The sequence below is a fragment of the Mangrovibacter sp. MFB070 genome (assembly GCF_000705335.1).
Lineage (GTDB): Bacteria > Pseudomonadota > Gammaproteobacteria > Enterobacterales > Enterobacteriaceae > Mangrovibacter > Mangrovibacter plantisponsor.
Map to the genome: position 1 here is coordinate 83,895 of NZ_JJMI01000015.1, position 13,788 is coordinate 97,682.

Sequence of the window (13,788 nt, forward strand, 5' to 3'; positions counted from 1 at the left end):
CCATTGCAGATACCTCATCAGTGAACTTGCGTACTAGTTAACTGGTTCATGAAAAGAAAGTCAAGCATCATTTTTTATTATTGTCAGGAAATCGGTATGATGCCTGGCAAACAAGCACGACTGGGGACAGGGAGCACACTTGCAAGAATCAATCTACGCCAATATTTATGACCTCCACAGCCATACCACGGCATCGGACGGATTATTAACCCCCGCTGAGCTGGTATTACGGGCAAGTGAAATGCGTGTGGGAACGCTGGCAATAACCGATCATGACACGATTAATGGGATCCCGCCTGCACGCCTGGCGATTGCCGATGCAGGTCTGAGTCTGCAACTTATTGCTGGTGTAGAGATATCAACGGTGTGGGAAAACCATGAGATCCATATTGTGGGCCTGGGGGTTGATATCGAGTCTTTGGAGTTAACAACGTTTCTTGCTCAACAAAGTGAACGGCGCAACCTGCGGGCAGAAATGATTGCCGAGCGTCTTGAGAAAAATCATATCCCGGGCGCTTTGGCGGGGGCTCGTCGTCTTGCCGGGGACGGAGCCGTGACCCGGGGCCATTTTGCACGTTTCCTCGTCGAAAGTGGGGTAGCCCGTACTCATAATGACGTGTTTAAAAAGTACCTTGCACGCGGGAAAACCGGGTATGTCCCACCACAGTGGTGTACAATAGAACAAGCTATTGATGTGATTCACCATTCTGGCGGGCAAGCGGTATTAGCCCATCCAGGCCGCTACCGGTTATCTATGAAGTGGTTGAAGCGCTTACTGGCGCAATTTCATGCTGCAGGCGGCGACGGGATGGAAGTGGCACAATGCCAACAGGCTCCGCAGGAACGCAAGCAACTGGCCGAACTGGCTATCCAGTTTGATTTACTCGCCTCACAAGGCTCCGACTTCCACCAACCTTGTGCATGGATAGAGTTAGGGCGGAAACTGTGGCTGCCCGCAGGTGTAACGCCGGTTTGGGCAGGCTGGAGTGGTGCCAATGAAGGAGTAAACGAGGTATGAGTCAGTTTTTCTACATCCATCCGGAAAACCCGCAATTGCGGTTAATCAATCAGGCCGTCGAAATTATCAGAAAAGGCGGCGTAATTGTTTACCCCACAGACTCCGGTTATGCATTGGGGTGCCAGTTGGAAGATAAAAATGCCATGGAACGTATTTGCCGGATTCGCCAGCTACCTTCAGGGCACAATTTCACCCTGATGTGCCGGGACTTGTCGGAATTATCCACATACGCATTCGTCGATAACGTGGCTTTTCGGTTGATAAAAAACAACACTCCGGGCAACTACACATTCATTCTTAAAGGCACCAAAGATGTACCACGGCGTTTGTTGCAAGAAAAACGCAAAACCATTGGCTTGAGGGTGCCTTCCAACCCCATTGCTATTGAGCTGCTGGGCGCACTGAATGAGCCTATGTTGTCTACCTCACTGATGCTGCCAGGCAGTGAGTTTACAGAGTCCGACCCGGATGAAATTAAAGACCGCCTGGAAAAACAGGTAGATTTGATTATTCATGGCGGTTATCTCGGCCAGCACCCTACAACGGTGGTTGATTTGACGGATGATGCTCCGGTAGTCATTCGTGAAGGTGTCGGAGATGTTCGTCCGTTTCAGTAAGCCCGGCTTAACCCGATACACACAGATATAACCACTCATATTCTGTGTGTATTCTGACATAAGCTTTTGGCAATAATTTCGTGTACTATGTGCGGCCACAATGGTGAATGTGTGGCTTTTTTATTGCCAAAACATATTCCAGACAAATTTAACAGCCTTACGTTAAGCTCAATTAAATAACGTAAGGCGTTTGCAGGTATCAAAGACGCCTGGGAAGGCGACACCCGAGGAAGCTCCATGAGCGAAAAGTTACAAAAAGTTTTGGCGAACGCGGGCCATGGCTCACGTCGTGAAATTGAAGGCATGATTGCAGCAGGGCGTGTCAGCGTGGACGGTAAAATCGCCACTCTGGGCGACCGTGTTGAAGTCAGCCTCGCATTGAAAGTCCGTATCGACGGGCATCTTGTTTCTTTGCGTGAATCCGCACAACAAATTTGCCGGGTTCTGGCGTATTACAAACCGGAAGGCGAACTGTGTACACGCAGTGATCCTGAAGGTCGTCCTACTGTTTTTGACCGGTTGCCTAAGCTACGTGGTGCGCGCTGGATTGCGGTAGGGCGCCTGGATGTGAATACTTGTGGTTTGTTGTTGTTCACAACCGATGGCGAACTGGCAAACCGTTTGATGCACCCCAGCCGTGAAGTTGAGCGTGAATATGCTGTCAGGGTATTTGGGCAGGTAGACGACAGTAAGTTACGCGATTTACAGCGTGGTGTTCAACTGGAAGACGGCCCGGCAGCCTTTAAAACCTTGCGTTTCACCGGCGGTGAAGGCATGAACCAGTGGTACAATGTTACACTGACTGAAGGGCGTAACCGTGAAGTGCGCCGCTTGTGGGAAGCCGTGGGTGTGCAGGTTAGCCGCCTGATCCGTGTGCGCTACGGCGACATTCCATTGCCTAAACAGTTGCCGCGTGGGGGCTGGGTTGAACTGGATCTGAAGCAAACAAACTATTTGCGCCAGTTAGTGGAATTACCCGCTGAAACGGAAACCAAAGTGGCGGTGGAAAAAGACCGCCGGCGCACTAAAGCTAACCAGATTCGTCGCGCTGTTAAGCGCCATAGCCAGACTGGCGGGCGTCGTAACAACACTTCCCGTTAATTACTGGTTGTTCTTAAGGCGCGCCGCTGTGTCACAGGGGCGCGTTTTTTATTGCACAGTTTTATTAAGCTAACTATTTGCTTTTATGTTGTTAATAAACCGCCGGGTGTTACAGGTATCATTCCCTGATTAGTAATCAATCCCCAATTGTGCCTTAATCCCGGCATCAAATGCATGTTTCACCGGGCGTAACTCACTAACAGTGTCGGCATATTCCAGAATATCTCGGTGGCACCCCCGCCCTGTAATAATAACGCTTTGGTGCTCAGGGCGTTGTTGTAAAGCCTGCATCACACGCTCGAGGGGTAAATAGTCGTAGGCCACCATATAGGTCAGTTCATCCAAAACGACGAGGTCAAGTGCTGTATCTGCCAGCATCCGTTCAGCATGCACCCAGACTTCCAGGCAGGCTTGTGTATCCGTTTCCTTATTCTGTGTTTCCCAGGTAAACCCTGTTGCCATCACCTGGAATTCCACACCGTGTGGCTCAAGGAGATTACGCTCACCGTTAGGCCACTGCCCCTTAATAAACTGAATCACGCCAACTTTTTTGTCATGCCCGACAGCACGTGTTGCTGTACCGAATGCGGCGGTTGTTTTCCCTTTACCATTGCCAGTGAAAACCATAACAATACCCCGAACAGACTGTGCGGCTGCGACACGGGCATCAACTTTCTCTTTAACGCGTTGTTGGCGTTCCTGGTAACGTGAATCACTCATTCTGCAATCCCCGGTTTTCGGTTTGGTTGTGCATCAAAACTCATGCCTGTTTTACGGCGGCTGTCATCCCCCATCAGCCAAAGATACAAAGGCATCAGGTCTGCAGGGGTTTTCAATTTATTTGGATCTTCCTGTGGAAACGCACTGGCCCGCATTTTGGTGCGAGTACCACCGGGATTAATACAGTTCACCCGCAGGCTGGTGTGCTTATATTCATCGGCCAGCACCTGCATCATGCCTTCGGTGGCGAATTTCGACACTGCATACGCTCCCCAGTTTGCACGCCCCTGCCGCCCAACACTTGAACTGGTGAAAACCAGTGAGCCGGCATCAGACCTGAGTAACAAGGGGAGGAGTGCCTGTGTCAGGAAAAAGGTGGCGTTAACATTTATATCCATTACGTGCTGCCAGGTTTGCGCTGTTTGTTCAACCATTGGCGCAACATCGCCCAGCACGCCAGCATTATGGAGAACACCATCGAGCAACGGTGCAACTTGCTCTACCTGACGGGCAAATTCCATGCAGCGTTCAGGAGTGGCGCTGGTGAGGTCAAATAAAAAACTGCCTGCGACCTGGCCGCCTTCCGCGATAATAGCGGCTTCTGCCTGGCGTAACTTTTCAGTATCGCGCCCGGTCAACACAACTTTTGCGCTGAAACGGGTGTAAGTGAGTGCCGCTTCCCGGCCAATACCATCAGTTGCGCCAGTCACCAGAATGGTTCGGCCAAGTAACAAATCGCGCTGTGGTTGATAATGCATAAACACTCCTGTGCCATTTGATGGTTCAGGTATTCAAAAACCTAACGGGCTTTATGCCTGAAACAACAGGCGAATTCAATCAGCCGTAAAGAGAGTTTAGTTAATTCAGGGTAACCACGGCGTGCAAATTATTTCGGATATTCCGCTGGTTGCGTTTATAGTTGCACAGGCAGAGGCGGCTGTTTTCTGTTGCCCTGCTTGTCTTTATTACTGATTATCAAGGCGGATGAAGTGGATTTACTCTCTAACTATGGGTTGTTCTTGGCCAGAGTTGTGACCATTGTTCTCGCGATAGTGGTTGTAGTGACTGTCATCGTTAACCTGTCACAACGTAAAAAGCAGCAGCGCGGTGAGTTGCGCATGACGCGGTTATCGGAGCAATACGATGACATGAAAGAAGAAGTGGCGGCGGCCATGATGGATCCCCATCAGCAAAAACAATGGCACAAATCCCAGAAGAAGAAACACAAACAAGAGGCAAAGGCCGCAAAGGCACGTGCAAAACAAGGTGAATTTGACGCGTCAGGTAAGCCAGTTCTGTGGGTTATGGATTTTAAAGGCAGTATGGATGCGCAGGAAGTGTCGTCATTACGTGAAGAAATCACTGCCGTGCTGTCGGTAGCCAAACCGAAAGACGAGGTGCTGTTGCGCCTGGAAAGCCCCGGTGGTGTGGTGCATGGTTACGGCCTGGCCGCTTCACAACTGCAACGCCTGCGTGCGCATAAAATTCCACTGACTGTAGCGGTAGATAAAGTAGCGGCAAGCGGTGGCTATATGATGGCCTGTGTGGCAGACAAGATTATTGCAGCGCCGTTTTCTATCATTGGCTCGATTGGTGTGGTGGCGCAAATACCCAACATCAACCGTTTGCTCAAACGCAATGACATTGATGTTGAATTGCATACCGCGGGCCAGTACAAGCGCACGCTGACCGTTCTGGGGGAAAACACCGAAGAAGGGCGCCAGAAATTCCGTGAAGACCTGAACGAAACACACAAATTATTCAAAGATTTTGTTCATGCAATGCGGCCTTCACTGGACGTTGATGCAGTGGCGACTGGTGAACACTGGTTTGGTACCCAGGCGTTAGAAAAAGGGCTGGTGGATGAAATAGGAACCAGTGATGATGCTTTGCTGGAACGTATGAAAGACTACGAAGTCATTAACTTACACTATGTTGAACGTAAGAAAATGGTTCAGCGCCTGACCGGAGCTGCTGCTGAAAGTGCGGACCGCCTGTTATTACGCTGGTGGCAACGTGGTGGCAGCCCGCTGCCATGATTGGTTAATTGGGTGGGGCCTGTGAGCCTCACCTGTTAATTTTGCAGGTGGTATTTTTCTGAAAGTACGTGTGCGAGGTATTTGAACATATTGAACACTGCCGTGGTTTTGCGAGTAGGCAGGCCTTGTTCATCGAGATAATACTCTCCCTGAAATACCAGAACGCTTCCTTTTTGCACCACGTTTGTGGCCTCTATTCCTGCGATAAAATCATCATGTTCACGGATAAGCTTATTGGCTTCAAGTAAGAGGGTTTCACGGTCGATAGGTTGGGTATTGCCTTGCATGACTTTTCTCCTTACAAACTGCAGGTATTCTACGCCTGCGCCGGGCTTGTGCGCAAATTTGGTTAGTGTGGCAGGTCTCTGGTTAGTTTTTGTTGTGACTGGCAATATTTAATTTTGCATGCTAATTAAAGTTGCGTAACGAATTTTATCAGGTAGAGTGTGACGCTTTCGCATATCTGGCAACGGAATTGCTTGACATTCAGCCAGGATGCTGTTGCACCAGCCGTTTTGCATAAAACGCGTCAGGACAACCTGTGGCCGGGTGTAAGCTGGCCAGTTGTTAAGAAATGGGTTGATCTCCCTGAAGACAGCCGCAATATAAAACAGGCTCGTCGCCAGTGGATGGTGCATCAGGGTGCGACGTATTCCTGGAAGAATCAAAAAGGTAAAGGTGAATATGGGCAAAGCTCTCGTTATCGTTGAGTCCCCGGCAAAAGCCAAAACGATAAACAAATATCTTGGCAGTAACTACGTGGTGAAATCCAGCGTAGGCCATATCCGTGATTTGCCGACCAGTGGTTCAACAAAAAAGAGTGCCGACTCTGCATCTGCAACACCTGCCAAGAAAAAGGTGAAGAAAGATGAGCGGAGCGCGCTGGTTAATCGAATGGGTGTTGACCCCTGGCATAACTGGGCTGCGCAATATGAAGTGCTGCCTGGCAAAGAGAAGGTGGTTTCTGAACTGAAATCACTGGCAGAAAAAGCTGATCATATCTATCTCGCAACCGACCTTGACCGCGAAGGGGAAGCCATTGCCTGGCACCTGCGGGAAGTAATCGGTGGTGATGACAAACGCTACAGCCGGGTGGTTTTCAACGAAATCACCAAGAATGCAATTCGTCAGGCTTTTGAAAAGCCAGGTGAGCTGAATATCGACCGGGTGAATGCGCAACAGGCACGGCGTTTTATGGACCGTGTTGTCGGTTATATGGTTTCGCCATTGCTGTGGAAAAAAATTGCTCGTGGCCTTTCAGCCGGGCGGGTTCAGTCTGTGGCTGTTCGCCTTGTTGTAGAACGCGAGCGTGAAATCAAAGCGTTTGTCCCTGAAGAATACTGGGAAGTTGGCGCTTCACTGACTACAGCACAGGGCGACAGTTTACCGGTACAGGTTTCTCATGAGGGTGATAAGCCATTCAGGCCAGTCAACCGTGAGCAAACTATGGCTGCGGTCAGTTTGCTTGAGAAAGCGCGTTACACTGTCACGGAACGCGAAGATAAGCCGACCAGTAGTAAGCCGGGTGCGCCTTATATCACGTCCACTTTGCAACAGGCTGCCAGCACACGTCTGGGCTTTGGTGTGAAGAAGACGATGATGCTTGCCCAGCGCCTCTACGAAGCCGGGCATATCACCTATATGCGTACTGACTCTACCAATCTCAGCCAGGACGCCGTGAATATGGTGCGTGGTTATATTGAGGATAACTTCGGTTCTCAGTATCTCCCGGGTAGCCCTAATCAGTATGCGAGCAAAGAGAATTCCCAGGAAGCGCATGAAGCAATTCGTCCTTCCGATGTGAACGTGGTTTCTGAGTCGCTCAAGGATATGGAATCAGACGCCCAGCGTCTGTACCAGCTTATCTGGCGCCAGTTTGTGGCCTGCCAGATGACACCGGCGAAATATGATTCAACAACCTTGACTGTAAGTGCAGGTGATTTCCGCCTTAAAGCGCGCGGGCGTATTTTGCGTTTTGATGGCTGGACTAAAGTCATGCCGGCACTGCGCAAAGGGGATGAAGACCGGACATTACCTGCGGTGGAAACGGGCGAAGAGCTTAGCCTGGTTGAATTGATGCCAGAGCAGCATTTCACCAAACCACCGGCACGTTTCAGCGAAGCTTCGCTGGTTAAAGAGCTGGAAAAACGCGGTATTGGCCGCCCGTCAACTTACGCCTCTATCATTTCTACGATTCAGGATCGTGGTTATGTGCGCGTTGAGAACCGCCGTTTCTATGCGGAAAAAATGGGTGAAATTGTTACTGACCGCCTTGAAGAAAACTTCCGTGAGCTGATGAACTATGACTTCACTGCTCAAATGGAAGATTCCCTTGATGCGGTTGCCAGCCATGAAAAAGAGTGGCGCAGTGTTCTGGACAGCTTTTTTGACGATTTTGCCCGCCAACTGGAACAGGCTGAGAAAGATCCAGACGACGGCGGGATGCTGCCGAACCAGATGGTTCTGACCAGTATTGATTGCCCAACTTGTGGGCGTAAGATGGGGATTCGTACCGCCAGCACCGGTGTGTTTCTTGGTTGCTCCGGTTATGCTCTGCCGCCGAAAGAGCGCTGCAAAACAACTATTAACCTGGTTCCAGAAAATGAAGTGCTGAACGTACTGGAAGGCGATGATGCCGAAACCAATGCGTTGCGTGCCAAACGCCGTTGCCCGAAATGTGGCACAGCGATGGACAGCTACCTTATCGATCCGAAACGGAAACTGCATGTCTGTGGTAACAACCCGGGCTGTGATGGTTACGAAATCGAAGAAGGTGAATTCCGGATTAAAGGTTATGACGGGCCGATTGTTGAGTGTGAAAAATGTGGTTCTGAAATGCACCTGAAAATGGGGCGTTTTGGTAAGTACATGGCCTGTACCAACGACGAGTGTAAAAATACGCGTAAGATCCTGCGTAACGGGGAAGTGGCTCCGCCGAAGGAAGACCCGGTTCCGTTGCCAGAATTACCTTGTGAAAAATCCGACGCGTACTTCGTATTGCGTGACGGTGCAGCAGGTGTTTTCCTGGCGGCAAATACTTTCCCGAAATCACGCGAGACACGGGCGCCTCAGGTTGCTGAGTTGTATCGTTTCCGTGACCGGTTACCGGAAAAGCTGCGCTACCTTGCTGATGCGCCGCAACAGGACGCTGAAGGCAATCCAACCATAGTCCGCTTCAGTCGTAAAACGAAACAGCAGTATGTCGCGTCTGAAAAAGACGGAAAAGCGACCGGCTGGTCTGCGTTTTATGTCGACGGAAAATGGGCTGAAGCCAAAAAATAAAGTTGTTTGCGTGAACAGAAAACCGGGCTTGTCCCGGTTTTTTCATGGATAATGAACGTGAAGCCCCCAGCGCAGTATTACCTCTCCTGAATGTTCTTCCCTCACACCGATATAACCAGAAAGTAATTAATAAGAGAAATCTATACAACATGGGTATAAGTGATATAGTTGAATAAGCCTGGCTACCATAAGCTCTTGAGAGTTGGTTGCTTACTCAAATACGTGGGAAGTGAAGTGATACATGAAATTACAACAATTGCGCTATATCGTCGAAGTCGTGAATCATAATTTGAATGTCTCTTCCACAGCGGAAGGGCTTTATACATCCCAGCCTGGTATCAGTAAGCAGGTTCGCATGCTGGAAGATGAGCTGGGTGTTCAAATTTTTTCTCGCAGTGGTAAGCACCTGACTCAGGTAACACCGGCGGGCCAGGAGATCATTCGCATTGCGCGTGAAGTGCTGTCCAAAGTTGATGCAATCAAGTCGGTTGCCGGGGAACATACCTGGCCCGATAAAGGCTCTCTGTATGTTGCCACGACCCATACGCAGGCACGCTATGCGCTTCCTGAGGTCATCAAAGGCTTTATTGAGCGTTACCCTCGTGTGTCATTACATATGCATCAGGGCTCGCCCACACAGATTGCTGAGGCGGTTTCTAAAGGGAATGCTGACTTTGCTATCGCAACCGAAGCCCTTCATCTTTATGAAGACCTGGTAATGCTACCTTGTTATCACTGGAATCGCTCGGTTGTAGTCACCCCGGATCATCCTCTGGCCGGGAAGAAGGAGATAACGATAGAAGAGTTATCACAATACCCGCTGGTAACTTATACCTTTGGTTTTACCGGGCGTTCTGAACTGGATACAGCATTTAACCGGGCCGGGCTCACTCCCCGGATTGTGTTTACGGCAACGGATGCGGATGTCATCAAAACCTATGTTCGCCTGGGGCTTGGCGTTGGTGTGATAGCCAGTATGGCAGTAGACCCGGTATCGGACCCGGACCTGGTCAAACTGGATGCCAACAGCATTTTCAGCCACAGTACGACTAAAATTGGGTTCCGCCGCAGTACATTTTTACGTAGTTATATGTATGATTTTATTCAGCGTTTTGCGCCCCACCTGACAAGAGATGTAGTGGATACCGCAGTCGCATTACGTTCAAATGAAGATATTGAAGCGATGTTTAAAGACATTAAGCTGCCTTCCAAATAATCCTTGTTGTCGGCACGAATAATTTAGCTTAAGTGCCGACATTTCCTGTCTTTAATGCAAATAAAAATAATAACGCGCTAAATTTTATAATAAATAGAAAAACCATAATCAGCCTAAGGGTTATGTCGCCAATATGAGACACCGATCAGAAAAAAACTAAAACTTTTGCATTAGAACGACTTCAATTATTTATTTCACGTCAAAAGATTAAATTATTCACTGGAAGATTCAGGTAAATTTGCTGGAAATTAACGCGAATATTCTTTAGGATTACTCCGAGTTGTCCACGACATTTACGGTAGTTCCAAATGAAAATGATTAGCGATACAGAAGTAATCAGGACGGCAATGTCATCAGGAAAACAATCTCCACGTAGTCCGGTCTCTGCGAAGCGCAAAGCCTGGCTTGCAGCCTTTGCAGTATCAGCTGTGTTCTGGGTGGCGGTAATCCTTTTAGTCCTGAAATATTGGTGATAATTAATATGTGCACGCAACAAAATACATCCTCTCAAGAGGCAATTGCGGTATCACATTTTGATAAAGCCGCTAAAACCAGGAAACAAGAGTTAGTAGAAATCCCTGAGTCCTGGGAGCTGAATCAGCAGCAGAAAGCATTTATTGATGCTTTTCTAAATGAAGATGACAATCTTTAACCTTGTTACACATAACGTAACAACAGTTGCATAAAAACAAGTAATATACGTTTCTTATTGATTATTTATTCACACTACACACAGCAATACTCTCTTAGTAGTATGTCAATTACTCCTTTCGGCTTAAGGTTATTTTAAGAAAAAGCCACGAATATATGTGATCGATCTGCACAAAATTAACACATATATTTTTATTAGCGAGATATTAATCACATTTGTAATTGCCCGAATTGAAGATTCATTTTTTTCATCTATGAATCACCTTCATCTGCAATATCTCTTGCATTAATTTGCCTGGCAGGCGCGCAATCTTGTGTGCCTGTTTGTGCTGTTGCAAAAGTGTTATCAATATTTTGTGTTATCTTTAATGACAACTCCCTGCACCTGAAAGGGGAATGCCAGACTTGCTCGTTAAGGAGGCGCTATGTCGTTAACAACAGGAGAAGCCTGTAAATCAACACTTGCTCTTAATAACCGCCGATATACCTACTACAGCCTTCCTGAGGCTGCACGTCACCTGGGTGCGGAGTTATCCCTGCTGCCCAAGTCTCTCAAAATTCTGCTGGAAAGCCTGTTACGTTTTCATGATGAAAAAACAGTAACGCAGAGTGATATCAGCGCTTTGGTTAGCTGGCTTTCTGGTGGGCATGCCGGGCGTGAAATAGCCTGGCGGCCAACGCGTGTTCTGATGCAGGATTTCACTGGGGTGCCCGCTGTTGTCGACCTGGCAGTGATGCGTGAAACAGTATCACGGTTAGGGGGTGAAGCCCGCCAGGTTAACCCCTTGTCTGATGTTGACCTGGTGATTGACCACTCAGTGATGGTTGACCATTTTGGCGACAGCCACGCATTCGAACAGAATGTCTCGCTGGAAATGACCCGTAATCACGAACGCTATACATTTCTGCGCTGGGGGCAGCAGGCATTTAACCATTTCCGTGTAGTGCCGCCTGGCACCGGTATTTGCCACCAGGTGAACCTGGAATACCTTGGTAAAACAGTTTGGTCTGAACAAAGTGAGGACGGCGAATGGTATGTATTCCCTGACTCTCTGGTTGGAACCGACTCCCACACGACAATGATAAATGGCCTTGGGATCCTGGGCTGGGGTGTTGGCGGGATCGAGGCAGAGGCCGCGATGCTCGGGCAACCTGTTTCTATGCTGATTCCTGATGTGGTTGGTTTTGAATTGAATGGGCACCTTGCAGAAGGTATTACTGCCACAGATCTGGTGTTAACGGTGACGCAGATGCTGCGTAAACATGGTGTGGTGGGTAAGTTTGTCGAGTTTTATGGCGACGGCCTGAGTGAACTCCCGCTGGCAGACCGTGCAACTATAGCCAACATGGCTCCGGAATATGGCGCCACCTGTGGGTATTTCCCTGTTGATGATGTCACGCTTGATTACCTGCGCCTGACCGGGCGTGACGAAGAGCAGGTGGCTTTAGTTGAGCAGTATACAAAGGCTCAAGGGCTGTGGCGTAAGGCGGGTGATAAACCACAGTTTACTTCCACTCTGCACCTTAATTTGCCTGATGTAGAACCCAGCCTTGCCGGGCCTAAACGCCCCCAGGACCGTGTTGCTCTGGGCGATGTGCCTGGTGCGTTTAAACAAGCCTGTGAGCTTTCAGTCAACCGGAATACCACTACAGACACACTACCTGAAGTTACTTATAACGGTGACACTTTCACACTCAAAGACGGTGCGGTGGTAATTGCAGCGATTACTTCCTGTACCAATACCTCAAACCCCAATGTCATGCTGGCTGCAGGGTTACTGGCAAAAAATGCTGTTGAAAAGGGGCTACAACGTGCACCCTGGGTCAAAGCCTCCCTGGCTCCCGGCTCAAAGGTCGTAACAGATTACCTGCACGAGGCCGGTTTGATGCCCTGGCTGGAAAAACTGGGGTTTAACCTTGTTGGGTACGGTTGTACAACCTGCATCGGTAATTCAGGCCCACTACCACAGCCCATTGAAGAGGGCATTAAAGCAGGCGATTTGACAGTCGGGGCGGTGTTATCCGGCAACCGTAACTTTGAAGGGCGAATTCACCCACTGGTCAGAACGAACTGGCTGGCTTCACCCCCGCTGGTAGTGGCCTATGCACTTGCCGGGAATATGAACTGCAATCTGCATCATGATCCATTGGGTCATGGGCATCACGGCAAACCGGTATACCTGAAAGATATCTGGCCCGGTAGCGAGCAAATTACCGGAGCTGTTTCAGCGGTTACCAGCCATCTGTTCAGGCAAGAATATGCTGAAGTATTCACTGGTACAGACGCCTGGCGTGCTATTACTGTTGCCAGCAGTGAAACCTACCCATGGCAGGCAGACTCCACCTATATAAGGCGCCCACCGTTTTTTGATGACATGCAAAAGGTGCCAGCTCCTCTCAAACCTGTGGTTAACGCCCGGGTTCTTGCAGTGTTGGGAGATTCAGTAACGACAGACCATATTTCACCTGCAGGTAATATTAAACCCGACAGCCCGGCGGGGCTTTACCTGCAACAACACGGCGTTCAGCCAGAGGAATTCAATTCCTATGGTTCGCGCCGGGGAAATCACGAAGTCATGATGCGTGGTACTTTTGCCAATATCCGTATTCGCAATGAAATGGTGCCGGGTACAGAAGGCGGCATTACGCGCCATTTGCCGGGCAATGAAACATTGCCCATCTATGATGCAGCAATGGCTTACCAGGCGGAAGGTGTACCACTGGTTGTAGTTGCAGGGAAAGAGTATGGGTCTGGTTCCAGTCGTGACTGGGCGGCAAAAGGACCGATGCTGTTGGGTGTCAAAGTGGTCATAGCAGAATCTTTTGAGCGTATTCACCGCTCCAACCTGATAGGCATGGGGGTACTGCCACTGGAATTTCCTCAGGGCGAAACGCGAACCAGCCTGGCCATTACCGGTGAAGAGTTAATCTCAATTGATGACGCGAGCCAGGTAGCGCCAGGCAGCACAGTTAACGTCACTTTTGCCCGCGATGGCAAACGCCAGTCAGTAGCATGCCGGTGCCGTATTGATACCAGTAATGAATATGAGTACTACCGCAATGGCGGAATACTGCATTACGTTATTCGCAAAATGGCGGGGGCGGTATAATGTGAATTCCCCGGCAGAGCAATGCTTGCCGGGG

At 49.3% G+C, this 13,788-nt stretch carries 13 protein-coding genes; 10 read left to right on the plus strand and 3 right to left on the minus strand.

What is annotated here, in order from left to right; genetic code table 11:
* Positions 1 to 139 precede the first annotated feature (139 nt).
* From DT73_RS05880 to rluB, 3 genes are all read left to right on the plus strand, one after another.
* Entirely contained in the window at positions 140 to 1,018 is an 879-nt protein-coding gene (locus DT73_RS05880) for a PHP domain-containing protein (protein ID WP_036105417.1), read from the plus strand.
* Positions 1,015 to 1,635: an L-threonylcarbamoyladenylate synthase gene (locus tag DT73_RS05885; RefSeq protein WP_036105422.1), complete on the plus strand. Its 621-nt coding sequence runs from the start codon at positions 1,015 to 1,017 to the stop codon at positions 1,633 to 1,635. Before DT73_RS05880 ends, DT73_RS05885 begins: the two co-directional genes overlap by 4 nt.
* Positions 1,636 to 1,872: 237 nt before the next feature.
* Complete coding sequence (gene rluB / locus DT73_RS05890) at positions 1,873 to 2,736, plus strand: 23S rRNA pseudouridine(2605) synthase RluB (RefSeq protein WP_036105425.1); 864 nt, start codon at positions 1,873 to 1,875, stop codon at positions 2,734 to 2,736.
* Between the two features lie 129 nt (positions 2,737 to 2,865).
* Here the strand turns inward: rluB and cobO are convergent, their stop codons facing one another.
* Together cobO and DT73_RS05900 are read right to left on the minus strand one after the other, a co-directional pair.
* Positions 2,866 to 3,456, minus strand: a complete 591-nt coding sequence (gene cobO / locus DT73_RS05895; protein ID WP_036105429.1) for a cob(I)yrinic acid a,c-diamide adenosyltransferase — start codon at positions 3,454 to 3,456, stop codon at positions 2,866 to 2,868.
* Complete coding sequence (locus DT73_RS05900) at positions 3,453 to 4,214, minus strand: YciK family oxidoreductase (protein WP_036105432.1); 762 nt, start codon at positions 4,212 to 4,214, stop codon at positions 3,453 to 3,455. The genes cobO and DT73_RS05900 overlap by 4 nt, the downstream gene beginning before the upstream one ends.
* A 231-nt stretch (positions 4,215 to 4,445) precedes the next feature.
* On the opposite strand from DT73_RS05900, the gene sohB reads away from it, so the two are divergent.
* On the plus strand, positions 4,446 to 5,495 hold the full coding sequence (gene sohB / locus DT73_RS05905; protein WP_036105554.1) for a protease SohB: 1,050 nt from the start codon (positions 4,446 to 4,448) through the stop codon (positions 5,493 to 5,495).
* Between the two features lie 35 nt (positions 5,496 to 5,530).
* Here sohB and DT73_RS05910 read toward each other — a convergent pair whose 3' ends face one another.
* Positions 5,531 to 5,782: a YciN family protein gene (locus tag DT73_RS05910; RefSeq protein ID WP_036105435.1), complete on the minus strand. Its 252-nt coding sequence runs from the start codon at positions 5,780 to 5,782 to the stop codon at positions 5,531 to 5,533.
* A gap of 192 nt (positions 5,783 to 5,974) precedes the next feature.
* Here DT73_RS05910 and DT73_RS26125 point away from each other — a divergent pair, with 192 nt between their 5' ends.
* The 6 genes from DT73_RS26125 to acnA all read left to right on the plus strand — a co-directional run bounded on the left by DT73_RS26125 (position 5,975) and on the right by acnA (position 13,754).
* Positions 5,975 to 6,205, plus strand: coding sequence for a hypothetical protein (locus DT73_RS26125; RefSeq protein ID WP_146211493.1), 231 nt, complete (start codon positions 5,975 to 5,977; stop codon positions 6,203 to 6,205).
* The gene (topA, locus tag DT73_RS05920) at positions 6,180 to 8,777 is read left to right on the plus strand and encodes a type I DNA topoisomerase (protein ID WP_036105439.1); all 2,598 of its coding nucleotides are present in this window, start codon (positions 6,180 to 6,182) and stop codon (positions 8,775 to 8,777) included. Before DT73_RS26125 ends, topA begins: the two co-directional genes overlap by 26 nt.
* 241 nt (positions 8,778 to 9,018) lie before the next feature.
* Positions 9,019 to 9,993 carry an HTH-type transcriptional regulator CysB gene (cysB, locus tag DT73_RS05925; RefSeq protein ID WP_036105443.1) on the plus strand — a complete coding sequence of 325 codons (975 nt, stop codon included), beginning with the start codon at positions 9,019 to 9,021 and terminating at the stop codon, positions 9,991 to 9,993.
* 347 nt (positions 9,994 to 10,340) lie between these two features.
* A complete protein-coding gene (locus DT73_RS25405; RefSeq protein ID WP_072006909.1) occupies positions 10,341 to 10,466 on the plus strand; it encodes a YmiA family putative membrane protein in 126 nt (41 codons plus the stop codon).
* A gap of 8 nt (positions 10,467 to 10,474) precedes the next feature.
* Positions 10,475 to 10,645 (plus strand): hypothetical protein, encoded by a 171-nt coding sequence (locus tag DT73_RS26425; protein ID WP_160173961.1) that lies wholly within the window; start codon positions 10,475 to 10,477, stop codon positions 10,643 to 10,645.
* A gap of 424 nt (positions 10,646 to 11,069) precedes the next feature.
* Entirely contained in the window at positions 11,070 to 13,754 is a 2,685-nt protein-coding gene (gene acnA / locus DT73_RS05935; protein WP_036105449.1) for an aconitate hydratase AcnA, read from the plus strand.
* Positions 13,755 to 13,788 lie beyond the last annotated feature (34 nt).

Excerpts from the sequence above, each read along its gene's own strand:
- rluB (WP_036105425.1), top strand. The coding sequence starts at position 1,873 with ATGAGCGAAAAGTTACAAAAAGTTTTGGCGAACGCGGGCCATGGCTCA.
- topA (WP_036105439.1), top strand. The coding sequence starts at position 6,180 with ATGGGCAAAGCTCTCGTTATCGTTGAGTCCCCGGCAAAAGCCAAAACG.
- DT73_RS26425 (WP_160173961.1), top strand. The coding sequence starts at position 10,475 with ATGTGCACGCAACAAAATACATCCTCTCAAGAGGCAATTGCGGTATCA.
- DT73_RS05885 (WP_036105422.1), top strand. The coding sequence starts at position 1,015 with ATGAGTCAGTTTTTCTACATCCATCCGGAAAACCCGCAATTGCGGTTA.
- cobO (WP_036105429.1), bottom strand. The coding sequence starts at position 3,456 with ATGAGTGATTCACGTTACCAGGAACGCCAACAACGCGTTAAAGAGAAA.
- acnA (WP_036105449.1), top strand. The coding sequence starts at position 11,070 with ATGTCGTTAACAACAGGAGAAGCCTGTAAATCAACACTTGCTCTTAAT.
- DT73_RS05900 (WP_036105432.1), bottom strand. The coding sequence starts at position 4,214 with ATGCATTATCAACCACAGCGCGATTTGTTACTTGGCCGAACCATTCTG.
- DT73_RS05910 (WP_036105435.1), bottom strand. The coding sequence starts at position 5,782 with ATGCAAGGCAATACCCAACCTATCGACCGTGAAACCCTCTTACTTGAA.
- DT73_RS25405 (WP_072006909.1), top strand. The coding sequence starts at position 10,341 with ATGTCATCAGGAAAACAATCTCCACGTAGTCCGGTCTCTGCGAAGCGC.
- cysB (WP_036105443.1), top strand. The coding sequence starts at position 9,019 with ATGAAATTACAACAATTGCGCTATATCGTCGAAGTCGTGAATCATAAT.